We start from the raw sequence: 23,311 nt of genomic DNA, 5'->3' as shown, positions 1-23,311 counted from the left end.
CTCTATCGGTTTGAGGCTGGGCTATCGGAGGGGAAGATGGAGCATCGGGAGATCGAGAAGCTTGAGAAAGCATAGATAGCGATGTCTGACCCCAGACCCAGTTCGCCACTCCAGTCCGTCGCTACGAATCAAGCTTGGCGCAGTGTACGATGCTTCCGGTGAAAGATTCCGAGATGTTCTCCGGCCAGAGAGTCGCGGCATTCGAGAGCCGGATGGCGTTCGAAATGACGCAACTCATCAGGAATTTCGGCGGTGCCCCATTCGTCGCTCCCTCAATGCGCGAAGTCCCCCTCGAAGCCAACTCCTCGGCGTTTGAATTCGCCGATCGACTCCTTGCGGGGAAGATCGACGTCGTAGTCCTCCTGACCGGCGTGGGCACGCGGACGCTCGTCCAGGTTCTGGAGAAGCGAATCCCTCGTGACAAGATGGTGGGAGCGCTTTCCAAAGCGACTCTCATCGCCCGGGGTCCCAAACCCATTGCCGCGTTGCGCGAATTGGGGCTGACCCCGGCGATCGCGGCTCCCGAGCCGAACACTTGGCGGGAGATTTTGGCCGAGGTGGATCGCGGAACAAACCTGAACGGGAAGAAGGTGGCCGTCCAGGAATACGGTCTTCCGAATTCGGACCTGCTCGACGAGCTCAAGAAACGGGGGGCGCACGTCATGAGGGTGCCGGTGTACCGCTGGGCCCTTCCGGAGGATTGTTCAGCGCTTCGCGAAGTGGTCTCGAAAATCTGTGAGAATGAAATGGACGTGGCGCTGTTTACGAATGCGGCGCAAGTCGAGCATCTCCTGCAAGTGGCAGCGGAGGACGGGCTCGAAGAATCGCTGCGAGAATCGCTGGAGAGCGTGGTGATCGCTTCGATAGGCCCCGTGACTTCCGACGCGCTTCGCGAGCGAGGGCTGTCGATCGATCTCCAGGCGGAGCGGGGCAAGATCGGCCTCTTCGTGCGCGAGGTGGCTCAGAAATGCGTCCCACTTGTGGAAGCGAAACGCCGCGGGGCCGCCGAGAGGGATCAGTGGCTGGAGTCGCGACCGGTTCGAAGGCCGCTCGTGCAGGATGCAGCGTTGTGGAAGGACAGCCCTTTCATGAAGGCGTGCCGGTGCGAGGCCGCTCCAACGACGCCGATCTGGATCATGCGCCAGGCCGGCCGGTACATGAAGGAGTACCGGGAGATGCGCCGCCGGGTGAAGTTTTTGGAGTTGTGCAAGACGCCCGACCTGGCCGCCGAGGTGACGATTCAAGCCGTGGAGAAGTTGGGCGTGGACGCGGCCATCATTTTTTCGGACATTCTTCTCATCGTCGAGCCGATGGGCGTCGGACTGGAATTCGCCCGCGGCGAGGGACCGGTCATTCATCGCCCCGTGCGGACGTCCGAGGATGTGGATGCCATACGGGAATTCAGTCCCGCGAAGGAAATGGTGTTTGTGTGCGAAGCGGTGAAGAAAGCCCGGTCGGGACTCCATCCCCACATCCCTCTCATCGGATTTGCGGGGGCGCCGTTTACCGTGGTCTCGTACCTCATCGAGGGAAAGGCCTCGCGCGACTACCTTCATACCAAGTCGCTCATGTATCGCGACCCGGGCGCGTGGAATGCCCTGATGGGGAAAGTGACGGAAGCGACCGGGGCCTATGTGAACGCCCAGATTGAGGCCGGCGCCCAGGTGGTGCAGATCTTCGACAGCTGGGTGGGCTGCTTGTCACCGGATGATTATCGAGAGTATATTCTTCCGCACATGAAGCGACTCATGGCCCGCATCACCGCTGCCCCCGTCATCCATTTTGGCACAGGCACGGCGGCGCTCCTCGAACTCATGCGCGATGCGGGTGGACAAGTGATCGGGCTCGACTGGCGTGTCCGGCTGGACGATGGATGGAAGAGGGTGGGCCCGATCGGCGTACAGGGAAACCTGGACCCGCTCGTTCTCTTGGCGGACCGTGAGACCATCCGGAAGAAGACGAAGGAAGTCATGCGCCAGGCGGGAGGACGGCCGGGGCACATTTTCAACCTCGGACACGGAGTGCTGCCCCAGACTCCGGTGGATAACGTGAGGGCACTCGTTGACATGGTGCACGAGATGGGCCGGTCACAGTGAGGGACGCAACGTGAAATCCCGGAGGGTCGGTAGTGTCGTGATCGGGGGATTGGCCGGTGCGTTGATCGCGTGCGGGGCGGTTAACGCCGAAGAAACGAAAGAGGGGAAGCAAAAAGAGCCTGAAACGGAGTGGGTCAAGAAACCGGGGAGCGAGAAACGGGAGTTCATCCATCGCGTCCTGATCGGTGTCCAGCCCGAGGTCAGTTGGATTGGAACCAAGCCGGAACGATCGCAATCGTGGAGATTGGGGTTTCCCATCGGTGTCCTTCCGGCCCCTGAATTGGAGTTGGCTCTCATTCCCACGATGTATCGCGCGGATTCGTCGATCGATGATTTTGTGGCCTTTGAGCTGCGGGGCCGCGCGACGTACGTGGTGAATGCGTTCGAAGGGTCCTACCTCCTCGGTGCGCAGCTTGGCGAGGTATTTCGGGACGGAGACAATTGGGAAAGCGGGGATGCCATCGTGGGAATGAGGTATCTGGCCTCACGGCAGGCGGTCTTCGATTTCGGCGCGACCCTGGGATGGCTGTTTGTCGAGGAACAGTCGCCCTTCGTCTTCGGCCTCTCGGCTGCCCTCCGGCTGGGATTTTGATGGAGGAAAGATAATGACAAGAAATTGGGTTGCCGTGGTCTTCCTGTGGGCTGCGCTCCTGCTACCCGCGGAGGCCAAGATGACGGTCAAGATCGGAACGCTTGCGCCGCGGGGTTCCTCGTGGGAGTCGGACCTTCGGGAGGGTTTCGACCGGATCGAAGCCGAGAGCAAGGGCGAGGTGCGATTCGTGATCTATGGGGGGGGGGTCCTGGGGGATGAGGCGGACATGGTGCGCAAAATCCGGCTCGGCGCGCTGGAGGGCGGCGCCTTCGCCTCGATGGGAGTGGGCACCATCGCGCCGGAGATCAGCGTCCTGAAACTGCCGTATCTTTTCGACAGCCTCGAGGAAGTGGACCACATCCGCTCCAAAACGCGAGCCCGTTTCACAAGAGTCTTGGAAGAGAATGGCTTCAAGATGCTGTCGTGGACCGATGTGGGCGCATTGGCGAATATTTTTTCAACAGTTCCCATCTCGACTCTGGAGGATTTCAAGAAGACGAAAATCTGGCTGTGGCAAGGCGACCCCGTGAGCGTGGAAGCCTACAAGGCGGTGGGCGTGGAGGGTGTGCCGCTGGAAATTCCCCAGGTCTTCGGCGCGCTGAAGACCGGGTTGGTCCAGACCGTCGGCGGCACCGGGCTTACGATCCTGGCGCTCCAGTGGTATTCCGACCTCAAATACATCACCAAGGTCAACGCCCGCTATGAGCCGGCCTTCCTCATCCTGAAGAATGAGACGTGGAAGAGTCTTCCGGACACGGTCCGAAAGTTGATCGAGGATGGGGTGCGCGAGCGGGAGCCGGAGATTCTGCGGAAAACCCGCGCCGATGAGAAGCGCGCGTTCGATGCGCTGGTGAAGCGCGGAATGAAAGTGACCGAGCCGAGCCAGGAGGAGCGGGAGAAGTTTAGGGAACTGCAGAAGCCGGTCTGGGAGCTATTCGCCGGTAAGTTGTATCCCAAAGAGCTGCTGGATCTCGTCCTCGCCGAGCTGGAGAAGTTCCGGGCGGTCAAAGCCGCACCTTGACAAAGTGTTTGGCATGTAGTATCATGCCGCAATGCGTCAAGGAGGACAACTTATGGCGATGCAAAGATCCAATCGACCCTCCGATCATCGTCCCCGGAGCGGAGCGGAGGGGGCCAGGAACGGCCTGCTCGTCGAAACATTCAAGATTATCCTGTCGTCACTCGTCTTGATGGGTTTCGGCGCCGCAATGACCCACATTCTCAGCCGATAACACCGGCGCGTTTACACCTTCCTGGGTTCTGCTAAGATTCGTCCGTGGCTTCGGCGCGGAATTTCAGGGTCGAGGTGGTTGGCTGGAGCGTCTTGACGGGGCTTCTGCTGGCGTTCGTCTTCTGGTACATCCCTTCCAAAACCCACCACAACGAAGATCCGCCGACACGGAAAGAACTTCTGGAACTGAGGGGAAAGATCTGGGCCGCGCAGGAATCGGGAGTCCAGGACCCCATCGGCGCGGTGGCGAAGGAACTGCGAGCCGGATCCACAACCCATCCGTCGCACCCCATGCAGGACCTGCTCCATCTCTACGCCGAGTACCGCGATCGGGCGAAGGCGTTTGCCGCGCTCCCTTTGGCGCAGCGGCTACAGGCACTCAAGAAACTCCGTCGCGAGGTATTTGGCGAGGCGTTGGCCAAATCGCTGTTTGGAGAAGACGAGCGCATGGCCGAGTTCGTCGTCCGTCGGGGGGAGATACTCAAAGATACGAATCTATCGGCTGAAGACAAGAAGGTGCGGGAGGAGCGGCTGAAGAAGGAGATCTTCGGGGATAATTCGGAGGATGCCTTCCCCACGGACTGGTTTCAATACTACGAGAAGACGGCGAGAGAAATGGCGCAGAATCTTGAACTGACGCCGACGGAGAGGGAGAAGACACTCGATTCGCTTCGGGAAGGCCTTTTTGGAAAGGAAGCGGCGGACCGATTGAAGAAAGTGGAGCTGGAGCAGAAGACTCGGGAGGTCCGGGAAGAAGCCGTGTGGAAGGGACTCGAATCCATCGAGGCGGAATCGGCTCTTGCCCCCGAAGATCGCGCCAAGCGGCTAGGCGAACTCCAAGGGGAAATGCCCGCCGACGAATGGGATCGGCTGGTTTCGCGATTCAAGCTGCACGGGTCTTCTCAGTCCCCCGCCCTGCCCCAGTAGCGTCTTCGCCTCGCGAACCAGAAGGCCGCGAGCGGAAGGCAGGACACGAGGATTCCCCAGGCGGAGGTCACCGGAGCGCCCACCGTTTCGCATTCGCAGGATCCTTCCGTGCGGCCCGGGCAAGCGGGCAGACCGGCGAAATCCTCTTGCGTGAAAACGAGGGTCGCCAATTCGTTCTCTGCGAGGTCCAGTCGCAATTCGCCGCCGGCCACATTGAACGGGAGCCGGCACCGCGGTACACCGCTGGGTGTCGCGCGAGCTGCCGAACGCGCCGCGAATCTGGAGGCCATTTTCACGCTCACTTGTTCCAAAGGGCCGGCTTGGAAGAGCCGTACCACCGGACGATCCGAATCGGTTTCCGGGATCAGGCGTACAATTGTGTGTCGTGCATCGAGAGACAGTGGCGGCGACTCTGGATCTGTAACGAATAGGGCGGGGCCGTTAGGAAGCGCAGCGGTGTTGATTTGCAGAGTCGCCCTGCAAAGATGGAGTCCGCCGAGGTCGGCCCCAAGTCCCAGATTGCCCCAGGTGGTCGAGCCGAGACAGACATGATCGAAACCGGATACCGACTCCGGCCCGACAGGGTCAACGCGATAGGGGTAGGGGATGATGACGCCTGAATCAAATGGTGAGTACGTGATGCGATTGCTTCCCGCAACTACTTCCACGAAACTCCGGGCGACGAGGCTGCGGGGGATTCCCCTGATCCATTGGAAGATATCGTTCGTTGCATTGATGGTCGGCGCCGGATGGATGAAATCCAGAGTAGCGAAGAGATCACCGCGCAGGGGAACCGGATACCAGCCAAGGGGATCCGAGGCGCCGTAGTGGTACACGCGGTAGGGCCCATCCACGGTCAGATCAGAAGGGGAGCCGATGGGGAGACGGAAGGAAAAGACATGCTCTGCAGACTGAGGCGAGGGAGCGGTGAATTCCGCGGTGAGTTCGATTCGCGTGACAGATGGAACGACCCGAATAGTTCGCTGAAGGGCGAATCCACCTTCGGCCGCCAAGGTCGAGCGTAAGCCGCATTCGGGCGGAGCCTTCAGCGCTTCGAGGGATTCATTGGATGTGGACCGGTGATACGTGGGAGGTCCCCCGATCCCGTTCAAGGGTCCGCCGGCCATTGGGCCTGCCTCGGGGCGCGTCAGCGTGCCGTACTGAAACAAGGGCGTTCCCTCGGCGCTCTCCAGCAGCGTTTCGCCGGTGGCGCGATGCTCAATGCGTGTAACACCGAATGGGTGGACGGAGAAATGGACGAGGAGTTCCCCATCGGCGACCGTCGCATCGCCATCGCCAAGGGAGATTTCGCAGGTGTCCTTATCACCCCCCTGTGCGGACGGGAGGGAGATTGCGGCGGTGTCGGCGGATGGTGGTGTCGATGAGAGTTTCGCTGAGAGATCGCGAACCGATTGCCATGCCTCCTCCATCCCATTCCGACGCGTCTCTTTCCAAATCCGCACGTCGTCCTCCGTGTAAGGCGTATTTCCGAACGGGACCGGTGCGGGATTATGATCCGTGTTGAGCAAGATTTTGGAATAGGCTTCGCGGAGTGTTTCGCGAGCCGTGTCTGATGTCGAGGGATCGACCATTGCGAGAAGAGGGCCGATGGAATCGGCCATTCGGAAAACATCCCGGCTCATCGATTCCTTCCTCGGGTCGGTCTGGAGCAAGTCCCAGAAGATCTGTTCGCCCCACCAACCGCCGAGTTCGCCCTCCAGCACGGGGATCTCTTTTCGGAAACCGTTCTCGATGTGCTCGAAGAATTCGCGCGGGGTGGAGACGACGATCCTTGGATTGCCATGCCGTGCGTTCCAGTCCCGTGCGATCTCGCTGATCGTGAGATCTTGCTCGCCGTTGTCGGGGCCGTGCGGCGAGGGATAGGGAACGAGCAAGGCATCGTAGGGATAGTCGATGGTCTGTCCACGATAGTCGAAGGCCCGTTCAGCCAGCGGGGCAACGCCGCGCTGCTCCATCGCTTCGAGGAATTCGTAGATTTTCGGCTCGTATTTGGGGATGGCCGCGTTGGGATCGAAGGGAAGGGGTGTCACCAGCGAGAGGTCGAATGCGCCGTTGTATCCGCCGATGAACGGCGGCAGGTAGACCAACAGCTTGTCGCGGAAGACGCCTGGCGCCTCCATGTAAAACAGCGGCGGAAGCGCCCAATGCGACACGTTGCAACCCAGCATGAAGTATTTCACTCGGTGCTGGGTAAGGATGTTCAACACCCCGCTTCCGTCGCAGACGTCATCGATGATCGCCGTGTCGATGGGGACTCCGAAGGGTTCCTTAAAAGCGTCTTTGGTGAGACTGACGGATCGGAGGAGCGCTTCCCCGTCGAGAAATCGGTTCTGGTGGTTGATGTAGAAAGCGCCCATTTCCATTCGACCGGCGAGGAGGGCATTGACGAGCCGGTCTTTGTCCGACTGCGCGACGGCGGGGTCCTTCATGAATTCGATCGCGGGCCACGACGTTTCGATGAGGTACTTGAACTTGGAACCTTCCGGCCAGTCATTCGTCTGGTCGATCAAATCCAGGGCGATTCGCAGGTTGTTTTTCTGCTTGGCCAGAACTTTGGCTTGGGATTGGGTGAAGCCGACGTCTAGGTGGCTGTAGGGAACGACGTAGAGAGTCCACTTTCGGGTCAGGTTTTCCTCTTCTTGCGCCGAGGCACGGGGGGCGCAGGCAAAGATCAGTGAAATGGCGAGGGTAATCCGGGGCCGCATCCGGAAGCGAAAGGCGCTTATTGTTTCAGTCCTTTTCGGTACTCGGCGAGGAGACGCTCGGCTTCGGCAAGGATTTCTTTGGAAAACAGCGTGCCCGCGAGCTGCTTTCGGATTCGGTCAGAGGCGTTTTCCAGGATCGCCAGGGCCTCCGGACTCGGCGGTTCGAAGATTACACCGTACTTCTTCAACCCGCGGATGGCGGCGGTGCTGTCGGCGGCGATGCCCGCCCGGAAGGAGACAATTTGATTCCGGCTGATCTCCGCCATGATCGCCCGATCGCCCGGGCTGATCTTGTTCCACGCGTGGTGGGCGATAACCGTCCCCCCTCCCGCGACGACGGCAGGCACGTCAAGGACGTACTTGAGGAACGGATGCCACTGGAAGGCAACCGTTGCCAGGGGCACATTATATACGGCGTCCACCCTGTCCTCCTCCAGTGCCGACCGCACCTCTGCGAGGGGAAGCGGTACCGCGATCAGTCCGGGAAGTTCCTTGATCATCACCTTGCCCACGGGATCGTCTTTCCATTGCCACGTTCTGACGCCCTTCATGTCCTCGACGTTTCGGATGGGTCGGTCGAAGTGGAGGTACCCGGGCCCCACCGGGCTCCAGAAGAGAAGTTCGAAACCACGTTCCCGGAATTCCCGCACAAACCGATCGTGCAGCTTGCCCTCCAGGAAGGCCGACTCTTTCTCATTCTTGATGAAGAACGGAAGGTTCAGGATCTGCATGTCCGGCACGATGTAGGCGAGACCCAGATCGCTCAGCGCGGCGATATCGAGATCACCCTTCTTGAGCTTTTCTACCACTTCGGATTCCTCGCCCTGCACCCCGGCCGTGTAGAGGGTCTCGTCCACGCGGCCTCCGGTGGCCGACTTGATCTTGTGAATGGCGCTCTTCACTTCCTCAGTCCACCTCGATCCCTCCGGGGTGAGAATGGAGCCGCGCAGCTTGATGGGGTCGGCGGAGGCGGGGATCGGCGCGAAGCCCAGGACCGTGCAAAGAATCAGGGTGATGAACAGCCCCAGAACGGTGTGGCGTCTAGAATTCGAACGCTGCCGAAATGCCGAGGGCAAGGGCGTTTCCGGAGTAGGTGATCCCCGGATAACCGGGATTGGTGGTTTGAATCCCTTCTTTTTCAGCGTCTTCATCTCGAAGGTTATCAAGGTTCTTCTCAAAGGTTCGAGGTTGAAGACGAGTATACAGGATAAACGCGTCCAGGCGCATAGGGTAACGAAGCACGCGATTCGGTTCGATGTGGTACGCGGCACCTCCCGTCAGGTGCAGGCGGTCGCTGTCGAGAATGTTGCTTGTGGCCTTCTGATCGGGGACGGGTGACGGTTCATACGCCGATCCCGCGCGGAACGACAGATCTTTCGACGGCGACCATTCTGTGCCGAGCCGGGGGACGAGCGTATTCTTGAAATGAGCCGGTTCAACGGGTGGGACAAAGGGCAGTTGCGGCCGGAGCATCTCGGGGATTTTCTGAAACGCTTCCTCATCGATCCCCGTAATTTTCGGGAAGGGAGGAACGTATTTGGACCATTGCGCCCAGGTCAGTTCGCCTGTTACGAGCACCTCCGGGAGAAGATGTGCGGCCGTGCCCAAGACGACTTGCCTCGGCGTGTAGTGCGTGACGGCGTCGATTTGGAGCGGGATCCAGACGGGAAATTGAAGGGAGCCGATTCCGATGCTGACCTCCGTTTTCGCGGCGGCCTTGACTCGAAGCTTGATCTCATCGCGGTAGGTCAAGCCCAGGGAGAGCCGTTCGATGGGACTATACAAGATTCCCGCGAAGGGGGAGGCGATGGGCGGAATGTCCAGATCGCTCACGATGCGGACGTCCTTATCCGGACTGAGCGGAATGGTGGTGACGAATTCGGAAGTGGCATTGCCCAAGACCGAAGTGCCGGCGCCGACCGAGAGCCCGTCCAGGATTCGCAAACCTGCGGCGGGCAGGATAATCAGGCGGTCCATTCGGTTCTGTTGGAGGTCGTAGGGAGTGTAGGAGTCAAAGAAGCGATACTTGATGACATTGAAGTCGAGGAAATGGCGGCCGTTGGGGCGTCCGGGGAGGTACATCGCGAGGCCGAAACCGAAATGATGGCCGGCCTTGAGGGCGAGGCCGATCGTTGTGCCAGACACCGTATCCGGACCTGAAGCGGCCGAGATGAGCCGGCTGTTTCTTTCGGCGGTCGGGAAATCCAAGGTGAGAGCTGGGAGCGCGCCGCCCTGACGGGAGGCAGGGCGGGCCGAGAATCGCGGAAAATCCCAGAGCGGCGAGAGGAGGAAGGAGCTGGAATGGAGTTGCCCGAGCCCGGCGGGATTGTGGTACAGACTGCCCTCATCTCCGCCCACGGCCGTGTAGGCGCCTCCCATGGCGATGGACCGCGGGCTGAACCCCAGGATGTCGAACGTGTTGGCCGGGCAGACCCTCGGGATCATGTTCAGGAACGCGAGGAAGACCGCGAGGGCCTGGACGTGCCTCATGAAACTGGTTTCTTTGCTGATGGCTGATCCGCCTGAGGCGGAATGACCGCTGACCCCTTCTTCTTCCCCATCTTTCTCCGGCCCAGTTCCAGCGTGGTTCGGATGCCCTTGCGGCGAAGGACGTGCAGGCCCAGCCTGAGCGGAGTGACGGTGAAAAACTTCCGGCCATAGCGTGCCAGCCTCCAGGGGTCGATATCGAAGCCGAGGCCCGGCCTGTTCGGGATGAGCAGATTGCCCTCGCTGTCCGGCCGGAGCGGTTCTTTGAAGAGGGCATCGCGGACCTCGGGGATCCAGCCCGGTGGCTCGTAAGGATATTCGAGGGGCAGCGGATTCGGATGAGTAGCAGCGATCTGGAGGTTGATCATGAAGCCGATGCCGTTGGTCCAAGTGTGGGGCGTGTAGTTGAGTCCCTCGGCGAGAGCGGCATCCATGAGCCTCTTGCAGGTGGCGATTCCACCCGCGAATGTGGCGTCCGGTTGGTAAATGTCGTACGAGCCTTTTTCCAGCATGATCTTGAATTCGTGCCAACCGGCGTTGAGCTCGCCGCCGGCGATGGCCACGGAACTTTCCTTGCACAGCGTCGCGAGATCGTCGTAGCCGTACATATCCAACGGTTCCTCGATCCAGCGGATGCGGAGACGTTCGCACTCGCGGGCGAAGTGGATCGCGCGTTCCAGATTCCACAGCGGAGCATCCTCGATGACGGTGACGCGCCAGCCTTGATTCGCATCGACCATGATGTCCATGTCGTCTCCCACGGCCTTCCTCACCGATTCGAGGACGGCCACGTCATCCTTCGGATCGAAGGAGTGGACGCGGAGCTTAATGCCCCGGTATCCCGCTTTTTTGATGACCTTCGCCTCCTCCGCGCGCCGGGCGGGATCGTGGATCTCGCCCGTTGAGCAGTAGACGGGAATGCGCCCGCCCTTCCCGCCGAGCAATTCGTACACCGGCTTGCCGGCGGCTTTGCCTTTGATGTCCCAGAAGGCGGCCTCGATCCAACTATTGCGCCAGCCGAGGTAGGAGGCTTCGCGGAGCCGTTGCTGGATGGACTCGATGTCCAGGGGGTCCATATCGATGAGATAGGGGCCCAGGAGCGTGCCGAGTCCCTGGCGTTCCTCCTCCATTTCCACGCCCGCGCTGAAGCCCTCGATGCCGTCGTCGGTCAAGACCCGCAGGAGCGTGAAGCGGTTTTCCGTCTGGGGATACCCGGGAATCCACGATGGGTAGAAGGGTTTCGGGAGCGGAATCGTGACGCGATAGAGTTCGAGACGTTTCACTTTCATCAGAATCCTACCTCCGAGCCGTTTGAGACGTGCGGCCGCTCCAGACTCCTGTCTTCCCGCGGCACTTCCCCCGTCCTGGGGGTCGGTTTGGCCATGGCCGAAGAGAGGGCCTGCATGACCATCGAGTTGAGGCCGACGCGGAAGCCCGTGCCGAAGCCCGCGATATTGTCCATGAGAAGGCGAAGAAATAACCCGCCGGACCGAAGATCGGTGAAGCTGGTGTAGCCGACCAAGGTCTTTTCGTCCGAGGGATAGAAATCCCAGGCCCCCCACTCCCCTTCGATGGTGTGATCGCGAATGCGATTGAGGGCAAATGAGAGCCGCCGGCCTTCGGGATCCCAAGTGTAGTCCAGGGAGTATTCGAAGGTCAGCGGGAGGGCCACCTTGTACTTCATGCGATACTCCATCGTGAATCGATCGGGGGTGCCTTTTACTTTGCGCGTGCTCTCGACGGTCTTGAAAATCCGCGGGTAGGAAGCGAAATCCGAAACGACGGCTTTGCATTGTTCGGATGGGGCGTCGACCAACGCCAGGGCGGAAAAGAAGCGGATGCCATTCGAATCGGGATACCACGAGAGGACGATCTTCCGAAAGCGGCGGATCAGTCCGTCGAGAACACCGCTGTTCTCGATGGGAGGGGGAATTTTCACGCGGTCGCGATCGAACTCCTTGGGCTCGACGATCACCCGCGTGCCCTCCACGCGCTCCTTGATGGACTCGGGGAAGAGCGTGCCAACGGAGACGAGGGTCGGCGTCTCCAACTCGGGAAAGGTCTTGAATACCAGCTTGGCGAGGGCGCCGAAGGAAGCCAAGTCTGCGTAGTTCGTGTAGGTCATGATCGTTCGATGTTCGTCCACGGGAAAATAGATTTCGCGGTAGTTGACGGCGCTAAAGGCCTGCTCACCGATCTTCGAGGGACCGGCCCAAATGGTGTGTTCGTCCTTCTCCAGATGTTGTTCCAGGGTCCAAACGATGCCCAGTTCGATCGGTCCTGCCTTGAACCCGGTCTTGTACTCGGTGTCCTGGGTATGGGTTTCCGGATGCCGCTGGAGCACGGTATTGCGGATGACGTTTGGAACGAACTCGTGATATTTCTCGTAGTCCGTCACCACGCTCCAGACCTTCTCGAAGGAGGCATGAATCAGCAGGATGCCCGTCAAGAAGGTCGGTTTTCCAGGCTCTTCATGAATGATGACGATCGTGCCCTTTTCGAGGACCGGCGCCAACGCCACCGGATCAAAAGTTCCGCGGATTTCGGGGTATATGCCTTTGGGCTCGCGGGCATGGACCCATGGCGCGGGGAGCAGGATCAGCGACAGCATCAACAGGTATTTCATGTGTCCATGACTCCGTTCTTCTGGATCTCCTGCCAGGTTCGCTTGGCTCTTGCGGCCTCGGCCGAATTCAGTTGTCGCAGGGGGCGGCGGACGAGCGGTCGGATCGGCAGTCCGCGGAGCCGCAGGACCTCCTTGAAGACGGCCGGAGAGTCGCCGCCGCGGGCGGGCACGGGGATGCCTGTTTTGCTCACGATCTGAAATCCCAGTGACAAGGCCTGCCACGGAGCCTCCGAGCCGCTCATGAGGGGGAGCGTTTTCCAAAGCGATGTCTCGTGGGCCCGTGCGGCTGCGGCATCGCCTTTCTTCCACGCCTCGTAGAAACCGACGGCGGCCTCGGGAAAAATGGCGGAGATCGGGCAGATCAATCCGCTCGCGCCGCTTTCGAGCGCGGGTCTGAACAAGTACGTCACGCCTGTGAAAGCATGGAAGGCCGGTTTCGAGATTCTTCGGAGGTAGCTCTTGAAGGCCCGCAGATCGACGATACTTGCCTTCATCCCCGCGATGCCCTCCAGCATGCAAATCTCCGCCACCTGGCGGGGCGTGAGGACGAGGTGGGTGCAATCAGGGAAGTGATAAAAGAGAATCGGGAGGCCGAGACGGGCGACGGCCTGGTAGTGGGCTTTCACCTGGGGGAAAGCGGCAGGGTAGTAGGTGGGGAGGGCGACGAGGGCGCCATCGGCGCCCACATCCTTCGCCATGCGAGTCAGAGCGAGGGTTTCTTCGGTTCCCATGGCTCCCGTCCCCGCGAGAATCCTGACGCGCCCCTTGGCGGCCCGCACGGCGGCGCGAAGGATGCGGCCTTTCTCCTCAAAGGTGAAATAGGTGAATTCCCCGTTCGAACCGAGGACGGTGATCCCGTGGACACGGCGCCGGATCAGGAACTCGATCACCGCGGCAAGGGCGGATTCGTCCACGCTGTAGTCTTCTTTGAGTGGCGTGGGAACCACGGGATAGACACCTTCGAAAGCTTGAAGGGTCACAGAACCGCCTCAACTCCCGGCTCCAGGATTTGGACGTGGATTCCCGATTCCGTCAGTGTCTCCTTGAATTGCCGGGGATCGGCCTCTTTGAAACGGGCGTGATAGTGCATCGGGACGACGCACTTCGGATGTATCTCGCGTGCCAAATCGGCCGCCGAGTGAACGTCCATTCCGTCCGGCTTTCCAAAGTACCGGGCGCAGGCGATTTGGAGCAAGGCGACGTCGATGGAGCGGCCTTTAAGGGCGGAACGCAGAGCCGGGAAATTCCGGGTGTCACCGCTGAAGTATAACGTCTTCCCGTCACCCTGAATTAGGTAGCCGAATGGACTGGAGCACAAGGGATGGTCGGCGGGCACGGTGTGGACATTGAGCCCTCCGAAATCGTAGTCCTTCCGGAGAGCGAGGCTCACGGCTTCGATGCCGCGGACCTTCGCTCGATGGGCCACGGACGGGGGGCCGGCGACGATGGAGGATTTCTCCAGGGCCAGCCGAAGAGCGCGCCGATCGATGTGGTCGATGTGGTTATGCGAAACCAGGATCAATTTCACATCCCCGATTTCGTTTGGCCCAAGAGCGGGGCGGCGCGCTCGGAGAAGGGGATAGCCGCCGAACCAGGGATCGGTCAGCACCACCGCCCCCGAGTCGAGCTCGATCTTGAATGAGGACTGGCCAATGAAAGTGATTTTCAACTCAGCACGGCCCCTTCGGCGGCGGAACCGACGAGCCTTCGATAGCGCTGAAGATACCCTCGTTCGATGGGTCGCGAGACCGGGGTGAAGTCCGCCAGCCGACTGCGAATCTCGGATTCCGAAAGCTCAACCTCGATCCCGCGCTCCGGAATATCGATTCGCACGGCGTCTCCGTCACGGACGGCTGCGATCGGGCCGCCGGCGTAGGCCTCGGGGGTGACATGGCCGACGCACGGCCCGTGGCTCGCGCCCGAGAATCGCCCATCGGTCACGAGGGCCACGTCTCTCAGCCCCATCGCTTCAAGCATCATCGTCACAGTCAGCATTTCGGGCATCCCGGGCGCGCCCTTGGGGCCTTCGTACCGGATGACCACGGCGTCGCCGTGCTGAATCTGATCGTTTTGGAGAGCGCGCAGCGTATCGGCTTCGCTGTTGAAGACACGGGCGGGTCCGCGGAAGCGGTGGAATTCGCGGGCGACAGCGGACTGCTTGATGACTGAGCCGCGCGGGGCCAAGTTGCCGCGCAATATGACCGTTCCCCCCTCGGGATAGAATGGTTTCTCGCGTGATGTGATGACCTTGTCGTCCAGGACCCGCGCGCTGCGGAGTTCTTCGCGGAGGGTGCGTCCCGTTACCGTGAGTGCGTCCAGATGCAGATCATCCTCGATTCTCTTCATCAGGGCAAAGATTCCTCCGGCTTGGTGAAGGTCGAACATGCCGAAAGGACCGGACGGCGCGATGCCGGCGAGAGTAGGGATGCGCGCGGCGTACTTGTTGAAGAGTTCAAGGTCAAGCTTGAATCCGCATTCGTGGGCGATCGCCGGGAGATGAAGAGTGGCATTGGTGGAGCCGCCGATGGCCATGTCGACCATGATGGCGTTCTCAAAAGCCTCGTACGTCATGATCTTCGAGGGCCGGAGGTCTTCCTTGATCAATCCCACGATTCGTCGGCCGGCCGCGCGCGCCGCGAATTGTTTGTCCACCATGAAACCGGGGATCGTTGCCGAACCCGGCAGCGCCATGCCCATGGCCTCCATGGCCGCCTGCATCGTGTTGGCGGTGGTCATGAGTTCGCACGAGCCGCACGTGGCGCAGGTGGTGGTTTCGAGTTTCATCGCCATGTCCTCGTAGTTTTGATGATTGAGGCCTCGATAACCCTTCTGGAAACGGGCGTTCATCATGTTCGAGCCGCCGGTAACGCAGATGGCCGGCAGATCCAGGCGGGCGATGGCCATAAGCACGCCGGGGTTGCTCTTGTCGCATGACGACATCGTGACGAGTCCGTCGAACCAGTGGGAGCGGGCGAACGTCTCGATCGAATCCGCAATGATCTCGCGCTGGGCGAGGATATAGCGCATGCCGGAGTTGCCGTTGCCGTAGGCGTCGCACGGTCCGAGCACGTTGAACTCCAGCGGGACTCCTCCGGCTTCCAGGATTCCATCCCGGACGTGGCGCGCGAGCTCGCGCAGATGGACGTGTCCCGCGGTGGTTTCGGCCCAGGTGTTGGCGATGGCGATCACCGGTTTTTTCTGAATGGAATCCACCGGAATTCCGGCGCCCCGCATGATGGCCAGCCGGACGACTCCGGTGGGAATGCCGTCCTCACTTTCGATCAGCGTCTTGCTTTTCTTCTTGAATACGTACGGATCGGAATCAGGGGTCAGAGGCTGTGCTTCAGGGGCTGGGGAAGAGTTCTTGCGGGAGGTCATCGGGGCGGGTGACGGTTCACGGGTGACGGTCGACGGCACCTCGACGAGCGGCCGCTTGCCTTGGAGGATTTCCAGAACCTGGAGGACGGGTCCCATGAACTTGGCGTAGCGCATGTAGTTGCCTTGGAGTTTCAGTTTGCGCGTAATGAGGAGTCGGGCGGGATTGGTGCCGGCCATGAGCTTCTTCCAGCCCTCCTCGCTGACGAACACGCCCGCGTCGGCTTGCTCGGGGGTTCCCTCCCGAATGTCGAGGCGGCCCTCCTTGAGCGAGAGAATCATCTGTTTCCCCGGATAGCCGATGCCGAACTCGGCCTCCACGCCCCGGAGGGAGTTCTTGAAGGCCTCGTCGTTTTCAAGAGTGGCCTGAATGCGGCGGAAATACTCGATAGTGAATTCGGGCGTTGGACTTTCTTTCATGATTCCCTCCCTCGGTCGGTTACAAACGATTGGTAGGCCTCCTGGAACATATCAAGGTTGGACTGCGTGGGGCGCCAGCCAAGAATCCTCTTGGCCTTGTTGCAGTCCATCACGAACGTGGCATCGAGGAGCTTGAAGTGATCGGGGGGCACGGCGGAGATGCCCATCCCGTCCAGCGCCGCCAGAACCCATTTGATCGGTTTCGCCGGGACCGCGAGGACCGGGAACGGATTGTGACTCAACTTGCGCACCGACTTCATGAACTCCCGGATGGACGGGGGATCGTCGGCCCCGATATTGAAGACCTGGCCGGATGCTTCCTGTCTTTCGACGGCGAGGAGGCATGCCGAGACGCAATCCTGGAGTGAGGACATCTGGAATCGGCTGTGGCCGTTGCCGATCGAGACGAGCGGCCATTTGCGCGCGACCCAGTTGAGAAGTGAGCGGAGCTGGTGGTCGATGACCTGCCGTCCCACGATGGTGGAAGGACGGAGGATGACTACTTCAAGTCCGGATTTCTTCATGGTGTCGAGGCAGAGCGCCTCCGCTTCCTGCTTGTTGCGTCCGTATTCCCCGATCGGTTGCGGCTGATCGCCTTCTTCAAGAGGGACTTTTCCGGATGCCCCGTACACTTCCATGCTGGAAAGAAAAACGAATCGTTTCACTCCCGCTTCGACACTCGCCTTGAGAAGGTTGGCCGTTCCTCCGACGTTAACTTGGTGCATGAGCGTTTCGGATGCCTTCGCCTGCGGCATGATTCCGACGAGGTGGAAGACGACGGAACAGCCCTCCACGGCTTGGCGGCATTTGTCGGCGTCCCTGACGTCGCCCCGCAGCACAACGCAGCGTTCCGGAAGGGCTGTGGGGCGGACGCGGTCGAATACCCGCACCGATTCGCCACGTTCAGAGAGCGCTCGCACGAGATGGCGACCCAGGTAGCCGTTTCCCCCGGCTACGAGGATCATGCGTGACCCTCCATCAAGGGGTAGGTCACTCCGCCCTCGGGAAATACGACCACACGCGGACGTGAAGGGAGTCGGCGTTTCACCTCTCGGATGGCGACATCCAGATCACCGCTGAGAGGGATGCCTCTGAGCTTGCCGTTGACCTGGCTCGCGAGCGTGGGCGAAAACACAAAGATGCGATTACGTTTGAGCGCCTGGAGGGCGAAATAGAGGAAGAACCGCTCTTCCACGGCGATCCCCGTTCGAGGACTGGTGGAAAGGGCGCGGATCGCGCGAGCGGGCGCGGCGCGGAGGAGGGTCCGAATCCATTCAAGGGGCAGGCCTAACCGGGACGATGGGATGCGGACATCATCCAGACCGAGTCTCGATCGCAACAAGGCGAGAATCGTCCCGTTGGGTTTCGCCGCGAAGAGGACATTGGCCACGGATTTCACGTCCTGTCTCAGATTCACATCAAGCGGATAGGAATTCGTAATCACGAGGTCGGCCGGCTGCTCCAGCGGCACGGCGTAGGAATGACTTACGGCGGAAAGCCCTTCCCGGTGGGCTTGGATCGGGTGCCCTGCAAGGATACGCGCCACTTGGAGCTTCGGAGTCAGCAGGGTGTTGACGATGAACGTGGCGCCCCCCAGCATCAGGGCCGCCTCTTCGAGGTCCTGCCGCATGGGATTCCGGTCCGGCGCGAATCCGATCATGCTGAAGTGCTCCGGGTCGGCGCCCAGAAAGTGATTCGCCCCGATGCTCTCGGCTGCCGCCACTCCCGGGAGCAGGTTCTTGCAGCCGCCGCCGAATCCGGCCTGGACGTGGGGCTCGATCGTCCCCACGAGAATTCGAACGTCCGCCTCGGCGACCCCCTTGTTGAAGATGGCGGGTGTCCCCCGGGAGGTCGTCCCGAGCCGGAGGAGATTGTTCGCATCCTTCGCGTTGTGATTGATACATCGAACGGACTGGAAAACTTCCCGGCCCACTTTCTTCACCATTTCCTCTTCGGTCAGTCCGCGGTGCAGACCCGTGGCGAACACGAGAGTCTGGTTTTCGCGGGGGATACCCGCGGAGGCAACCCGTTTGAGGATCAAAGGAAGCAGGCGGAACGCCGGAGTGGGGCGGCCGATGTCGTCCACCACACAGGCGACTCGATGTTCGGGGCGAAGGATGTTGCTCAGCGGAGCACAGCCGATGGGATTGGACAGCGCGCGTTCCAATTCAAGCTCAACGGACTCCACGGCCTTGAGCCGGGAGGGGTTGGCGGCGCGAACGATCTCCCAATCGTCGGGCAGGTCGAGGGCCAGTGACGCGTCGCCCCAGGGGACTTCAATCCGCATGGGTTGAATCGCTTTCGAGGAAGCCCTCCACGCCGGAGAGGTGTGCGGCAACGGCCCGTCGGGCTGCGGCGGCATCTTTTCTCTCGATAGCGGAGATGATTTTGCGATGCTCATCGAGCGAGAAGTGGTATTTGCCCATCTCGACGAAGAGGGAATAGAACTTGCCGCGGAACATGGAATAGAAGGTGGTGAGGAGGCGCGGCAGAAGGCGGCGCCCGCTCATATGGTCGATGGCCAAGTGGAACTCCCAGTCCAGTTCGATGTAGGAGGGGTCGCCCGCGCCGAAGGCCTTTTCCATTCGGGTGTAAATCTCGCGGAGGCGCGCCAGGTCTTCCGGGGTCGCGCCCTCGGCGGCCCAGCCGGCGAGCGGAACCTCCAAAAGCCGGCGTGCTTCGAGGGCCTCGGCCATCAGGCGGGCATCCAGCCCTTCTTCGGACATGACGGCGAGGAGAAACGCCTCGATGCTGCCTTCCTTCCGGGGATCACGAACGAAGGCGCCTTCGCCCGGACGGATGTCGACGACGCGGAGCAGGTAGAGGGAATGGAGCGCCTGGCGCACTGAGGCGCGGTTCACGCCGAATTGGTCCGCCAGCGCACGCTCGGCGGGGAGCCGATCCCCCGGGCGGAAACGGCCGTCTTCGATGAGTTTCTGGACCTGTCGAATGACCTCCTCATAGATCGCTTTGCGCTTCTCGATGGGGTGGAAGGCGGCCTGAAGCGCCTCCCCGTTCGGAATCGACTCGGTGCGAGGCGCTTTTGCGCCCGTTTGGGGTTGAGTCACCGAGTCGCCCCTACTTCAGCTCTAGGAGCGGGGAACTCGATCACGTGCCGGCAGTGGTCCGCGCCTTCAGCCAGCGTGTGTTCGATGGTCATCTTGCCGCCCAAGCGTCGGATAATCTGGACATCCATATTCATACTGGCGCGGCAGAGCTTGCCTTGGCCGGGCCTGAATCCCATCGTGCATTCGTGGTGACACACGACGACCTGATGGGGGGTCATCGATTGCACCTCCACCGGGGCGTGAAAAAACTTGGCGAGCTTGAGCCAGTCGTAAACGAGGTCGCGCGCAGATTGGGGAGCCGTTGTACCTACGCCGAGCACCCGGAGGCGGACGATCATCCCTGCGATGATTCGGGTGGTGAAGTGTTTGAGCACGAAGCGTCCCACAGCATTGTTGCCGAATCGTTGCTGAAGTTTTCCGATGTTGAGGGCAATCCGCCGCATCCATTCGCCGCGGGTCGCCTCGAAGTCGGCGAGGTCCTTTTCGAGGGCGCGAACCGCCTGGTTTGCTGGTGTTGGCAGGAGCGAGACGGCGGCTGCCGGCGTGTGAGCTGGGGATGGAGCCATGGAAACCTCCGATCGGTCGGCTGGGCGTTGCATTTGGTTCACTGGTTCAACCACCGGACCATAGTACCAAACCCTGTTTTCTTGTCAAGTGGCTCTCCCGGAGGACAAGGACCAGGACAATTTTACCGATCCCGAGAGTCGGATCATGAAGGACGGTGCGACGAAGAGTTTTGAGCAGGCGTACAACACGCAGGCGGCGGTGGACTCGGAGAGTCAGGCCGTGGTAGCCTGCGAGGTGACGCAGGGGGCCAACGACAAGTAGCAGGTGAGGTCGATGGTGGAGGCGATTAGGGAGAACACGGGGGTGGCGCCGTAGAAGGTGAGCGTGGGTTCCGGAGATTTCTATTGCGCCGGCTGGGCAAGGTTCGTCAGGAGTGGAGGTTGATCCGCCTCACCCACAATCTGCTCAAGCTCTACCTGCGGGGGTGGGAGCCCGCACCTGCATGAACCGGGGGGGGGTAGAAGTCTTTGGACAACGTGGAAATCGGATGAATCGTCAAAGCCACTGCTCGGGCGCGCTTCGGCGGCATCGCAAATAAATTAGTGGAGCCGCTAATCCGACAGGCTTCTACGAGGAATGTGGACTGGGCGAGTGTACAATAGCTCGATGAGTTTCAAGTCTTTGGTGGAAGAAAGGACAGGTATCCGGTCGATTACCAGAATCGTTGATGGGATTCGCACCTTGGAAGGCGCGGGATTCGATGTCCGGAGGCCGTTCCCGACGAGGACGCTGGATCATTTTGATCCATTCCTGTTGCTCGATGAGATGGGGCCATCGGACCTCGGGCCGGGTGAAGCGAAGGGGGCGCCCGATCATCCCCACCGCGGTTTCGAGACGGTGACGTATGTCCTTTCCGGAGAAATGGAACACCGGGATTCAGCCGGGAACGCCGGGAAGCTCGCCGCGGGTGATGTTCAATGGATGACGGCCGGATCGGGGGTCATCCACTCCGAAATGCCGTCGGCCGCGTTCCAGAAAACGGGGGGTCGCATGCACGGGTTCCAATTGTGGGTGAATCTTCCCGCGAAGGACAAGATGATGAAACCGCGGTATCAGGACATTCCGGCCCCTGAAATACCCATCGCCAAGAGCGGAGATGGGCGGACCACCGTGCGAGTGATTGCCGGCGAGTCGCTCGGCGCGCGCGCGGTGATTGAGACGCGGACGCCGATCCTCTATCTGCATTTCACTTTGTTGCCGGGAGCGAAGATCTCGCAACCCGTGCCTGAGAATTACAACGCCTTCGGCCTGGTCTTCCGCGGGGAAGGACGTCTCGGCGAGCCGGCTCGCGCGGCGGAGGACGGGCAAATGGTGATCTTCGGGGCGAACGGGGATGAGGTGTCCCTGGCGTGCGCGCCGGATGCGGGATCACCCTTGGAGTGTCTGCTCATCGGCGGCGTGCCGCTGAAGGAACCCGTGGCGCGGTACGGTCCATTTGTCATGAATACCGAAAGGGAGATTCGGGAGGCGATCGACGACTACCGCAGCGGCCGATTCGGGAGGATTACGGAGTAGAACCTTTGGGAAGATGACGCGGACTGAAGTCCGCGGCTACCAGGACTCCAGTTGGGAATGTCGCTGGGCCTTGTGGGGTCCTGCCGTGGGTGCAATACTCCTGCCGTGCTTGAAGGCAGACGATTCGACATCACCGCTCCTTACAGCGCCGTTGAGGCTTGGGGATACGATCACCTCGTCGCCCCGGCTGTTCTGGATCTTATGCGGGAGATGATCCGCCTTTTCGAGGATCGTATTCCCGGCTCGGGCCATGTGCTCGAAGTGGGTTGTGGGGGCGGCCAGATGGCTTCGGACGTTCTGAAGCGATTTCCGTCGCTTCGAGTGACCGGCTTGGACCTGGCTTTTTCGCAGGTCAGAAGAGCGCGGGAGCGAACAAAGCGGCTGAACCCGCGTTTCCGGGGACTGAGGGCCTCGGCGCTCGAGTTGCCGTTCCCGCGGAGGACTTTCGATGGCGTATTCAGTTCGGCATCGATCAAGCACTGGCCGGACCCGTTGAAGGGGTTGAAAGAGTGTGTGCGGGTGTTGAAACCGGGGGGATACTTGTTGGTGATGGAAGCGGATCGGGGGTGCCGACTCGACGACGCCCGCCGATTTGTGAACGCCTGGCGGATCCCATCGATCCTGAAAACACCGGCGCTGTCGTTTTTCCGGACCTACGTTGCCGGGTTGGGACTGGATCTGGACGACGCGCGGAAGCTACTATCCGAGTTGCCCTTGGTGAAGACGGAGGCGCGTCGAATCGACGGCACGCCCGGCCTCATCCTCGCCGGCCAGGCACGCTGAGCAGGAACTCAAGCGCTGCCGCGGACCACTCGGGGGGCGATTCCAGCATCGGGTAGTGCCCAAGCGCCTCCAGCCATGTGAGGCGCGCCCCGCGGATCTCCCCAGCCAGTTTTTCCGCGATGGCCGGAACCGCGATCGGATCTCGCCTTCCCCACAAGATGTGCGCAGGGAGATTGAGCCGCTCCAAGGCGCCGATCCATCGGCGATGGAATCGGAATCGCTCATCGATATAGCGTGAAATCTGGGGGAGGCGTCTTCGTCCCTGGTTGAGCGAAACAAGCGACCACATGGCATCGATGTCCCCCTTTTCCACTTTGGAGGGGTCGCCCCAAATCCGCCGCATCTGGGATCTGAACACCCGTGTGCTGCCGAGCCGTGCAAACAGCGGCCCGATGCGGGGACTCCGGAGCGCTTTCTGTGCCCAGGTGAGATGGGCCAGTTCGATATGCACGCTTCCGTTGCAGAGAGTTACGGAATCGATCTCGATGGGCAGTAGACCGGCTTCACGCCTGGCGAGAAGCTCCGTGGCCACGCTCGTGCCGTAGTCGTGCGCTAGGAGATGGACCCGCTTGAGGCCCAGACTCCTCCAGACACAGAGGGCGACGTCCGCCTGTTCCATGAGCGAGTAGCCGAAATCGGCGGGTTTGTCGGAAAGTCCGAAACCAAGGTGATCGTGAATCACCACGCGAAACCGCTCGGCCAGGGACAGCAACACACGGTGGAAGTCGTACGAAGACGTAGGGAACCCGTGGAGGATGGCGAGGATTGGAAGATCCCGGCGGCCTTCGTCCAGCCCGAAAACGCCCCCCCAAGGAGTGTGAAGGCGCTTGCCTCTCCTGCCCCATGCGGCTATGTCGAATACGGGCTGATCCATCGCGGGAGTCTACCATGGAGAGTT

Annotated in this window: 21 protein-coding genes; 8 read left to right on the top strand and 13 right to left on the bottom strand. The window is 60.9% G+C overall.

What is annotated here, in order from left to right; all coding sequences use genetic code 11:
* Positions 1–149: 149 nt before the first annotated feature.
* The 5 genes from hemE to HYT87_15645 are packed head-to-tail and all read left to right on the top strand — an operon-like array spanning position 150 to position 4,846.
* Positions 150–2,096, top strand: a complete 1,947-nt coding sequence (gene hemE, locus HYT87_15665; GenBank protein ID MBI2061177.1) for a uroporphyrinogen decarboxylase — start codon at positions 150–152, stop codon at positions 2,094–2,096.
* A 10-nt stretch (positions 2,097–2,106) separates the two neighbouring features.
* Positions 2,107–2,688 carry a hypothetical protein gene (locus HYT87_15660; protein MBI2061176.1) on the top strand — a complete coding sequence of 194 codons (582 nt, stop codon included), beginning with the start codon at positions 2,107–2,109 and terminating at the stop codon, positions 2,686–2,688.
* Positions 2,689–2,701: 13 nt separating this feature from the next.
* A complete protein-coding gene (gene dctP, locus HYT87_15655) occupies positions 2,702–3,709 on the top strand; it encodes a TRAP transporter substrate-binding protein DctP (protein MBI2061175.1) in 1,008 nt (335 codons plus the stop codon).
* A 52-nt stretch (positions 3,710–3,761) separates the two neighbouring features.
* Complete coding sequence (locus tag HYT87_15650; protein ID MBI2061174.1) at positions 3,762–3,920, top strand: hypothetical protein; 159 nt, start codon at positions 3,762–3,764, stop codon at positions 3,918–3,920.
* A 44-nt stretch (positions 3,921–3,964) separates the two neighbouring features.
* On the top strand, positions 3,965–4,846 hold the full coding sequence (locus HYT87_15645; protein ID MBI2061173.1) for a hypothetical protein: 882 nt from the start codon (positions 3,965–3,967) through the stop codon (positions 4,844–4,846).
* Here HYT87_15645 and HYT87_15640 read toward each other — a convergent pair.
* From HYT87_15640 to HYT87_15585, 12 genes are read right to left on the bottom strand one after another with little or no spacing between them, the layout of a single operon-like run.
* Entirely contained in the window at positions 4,822–7,572 is a 2,751-nt protein-coding gene (locus HYT87_15640; protein MBI2061172.1) for a hypothetical protein, read from the bottom strand. The two genes, HYT87_15645 and HYT87_15640, sit on opposite strands and share 25 nt — an antisense overlap.
* A gap of 17 nt (positions 7,573–7,589) precedes the next feature.
* The gene (gene dctP / locus HYT87_15635; GenBank protein ID MBI2061171.1) at positions 7,590–8,648 is read right to left on the bottom strand and encodes a TRAP transporter substrate-binding protein DctP; all 1,059 of its coding nucleotides are present in this window, start codon (positions 8,646–8,648) and stop codon (positions 7,590–7,592) included.
* Positions 8,614–10,062 carry an outer membrane protein transport protein gene (locus HYT87_15630; GenBank protein ID MBI2061170.1) on the bottom strand — a complete coding sequence of 483 codons (1,449 nt, stop codon included), beginning with the start codon at positions 10,060–10,062 and terminating at the stop codon, positions 8,614–8,616. Before HYT87_15630 ends, dctP (HYT87_15635) begins: the two co-directional genes overlap by 35 nt.
* Positions 10,059–11,351 carry a mandelate racemase/muconate lactonizing enzyme family protein gene (locus HYT87_15625; GenBank protein ID MBI2061169.1) on the bottom strand — a complete coding sequence of 431 codons (1,293 nt, stop codon included), beginning with the start codon at positions 11,349–11,351 and terminating at the stop codon, positions 10,059–10,061. Before HYT87_15625 ends, HYT87_15630 begins: the two co-directional genes overlap by 4 nt.
* The gene (locus tag HYT87_15620) at positions 11,348–12,685 is read right to left on the bottom strand and encodes a hypothetical protein (GenBank protein ID MBI2061168.1); all 1,338 of its coding nucleotides are present in this window, start codon (positions 12,683–12,685) and stop codon (positions 11,348–11,350) included. Before HYT87_15620 ends, HYT87_15625 begins: the two co-directional genes overlap by 4 nt.
* Complete coding sequence (locus tag HYT87_15615; GenBank protein ID MBI2061167.1) at positions 12,682–13,632, bottom strand: dihydrodipicolinate synthase family protein; 951 nt, start codon at positions 13,630–13,632, stop codon at positions 12,682–12,684. Before HYT87_15615 ends, HYT87_15620 begins: the two co-directional genes overlap by 4 nt.
* 29 nt (positions 13,633–13,661) lie before the next feature.
* Positions 13,662–14,354, bottom strand: a complete 693-nt coding sequence (locus tag HYT87_15610; GenBank protein MBI2061166.1) for an MBL fold metallo-hydrolase — start codon at positions 14,352–14,354, stop codon at positions 13,662–13,664.
* Complete coding sequence (locus HYT87_15605; GenBank protein ID MBI2061165.1) at positions 14,351–16,480, bottom strand: dihydroxy-acid dehydratase; 2,130 nt, start codon at positions 16,478–16,480, stop codon at positions 14,351–14,353. Before HYT87_15605 ends, HYT87_15610 begins: the two co-directional genes overlap by 4 nt.
* Positions 16,477–17,445: an NAD(P)-dependent oxidoreductase gene (locus HYT87_15600; protein MBI2061164.1), complete on the bottom strand. Its 969-nt coding sequence runs from the start codon at positions 17,443–17,445 to the stop codon at positions 16,477–16,479. The genes HYT87_15605 and HYT87_15600 overlap by 4 nt, the downstream gene beginning before the upstream one ends.
* A complete protein-coding gene (gene larA, locus HYT87_15595; GenBank protein ID MBI2061163.1) occupies positions 17,442–18,767 on the bottom strand; it encodes a nickel-dependent lactate racemase in 1,326 nt (441 codons plus the stop codon). The genes HYT87_15600 and larA overlap by 4 nt, the downstream gene beginning before the upstream one ends.
* Positions 18,757–19,548 carry a FadR family transcriptional regulator gene (locus HYT87_15590; protein ID MBI2061162.1) on the bottom strand — a complete coding sequence of 264 codons (792 nt, stop codon included), beginning with the start codon at positions 19,546–19,548 and terminating at the stop codon, positions 18,757–18,759. The genes larA and HYT87_15590 overlap by 11 nt, the downstream gene beginning before the upstream one ends.
* Positions 19,545–20,114, bottom strand: a complete 570-nt coding sequence (locus HYT87_15585) for a hypothetical protein (protein ID MBI2061161.1) — start codon at positions 20,112–20,114, stop codon at positions 19,545–19,547. The genes HYT87_15590 and HYT87_15585 overlap by 4 nt, the downstream gene beginning before the upstream one ends.
* Before the next feature lie 88 nt (positions 20,115–20,202).
* Between HYT87_15585 and HYT87_15580 the strand changes: the two genes are divergently transcribed.
* The 3 genes from HYT87_15580 to HYT87_15570 all read left to right on the top strand — a co-directional run bounded on the left by HYT87_15580 (position 20,203) and on the right by HYT87_15570 (position 22,413).
* Entirely contained in the window at positions 20,203–20,376 is a 174-nt protein-coding gene (locus HYT87_15580; protein ID MBI2061160.1) for a hypothetical protein, read from the top strand.
* Between the two features lie 345 nt (positions 20,377–20,721).
* Positions 20,722–21,630, top strand: a complete 909-nt coding sequence (locus HYT87_15575; GenBank protein ID MBI2061159.1) for a pirin family protein — start codon at positions 20,722–20,724, stop codon at positions 21,628–21,630.
* Between the two features lie 105 nt (positions 21,631–21,735).
* Complete coding sequence (locus HYT87_15570) at positions 21,736–22,413, top strand: methyltransferase domain-containing protein (protein MBI2061158.1); 678 nt, start codon at positions 21,736–21,738, stop codon at positions 22,411–22,413.
* On the opposite strand, the gene HYT87_15565 is transcribed toward HYT87_15570, so the two are convergent.
* Positions 22,388–23,287, bottom strand: a complete 900-nt coding sequence (locus tag HYT87_15565; protein MBI2061157.1) for an alpha/beta hydrolase — start codon at positions 23,285–23,287, stop codon at positions 22,388–22,390. The two genes, HYT87_15570 and HYT87_15565, sit on opposite strands and share 26 nt — an antisense overlap.
* Positions 23,288–23,311: the final 24 nt, after the last annotated feature.

This window comes from Nitrospirota bacterium (genome assembly GCA_016180645.1).
Lineage (GTDB): Bacteria > JACPQY01 > JACPQY01 > JACPQY01 > JACPQY01 > JACPAV01.
This window is presented reverse-complemented; position numbering and strand designations above follow the sequence as displayed.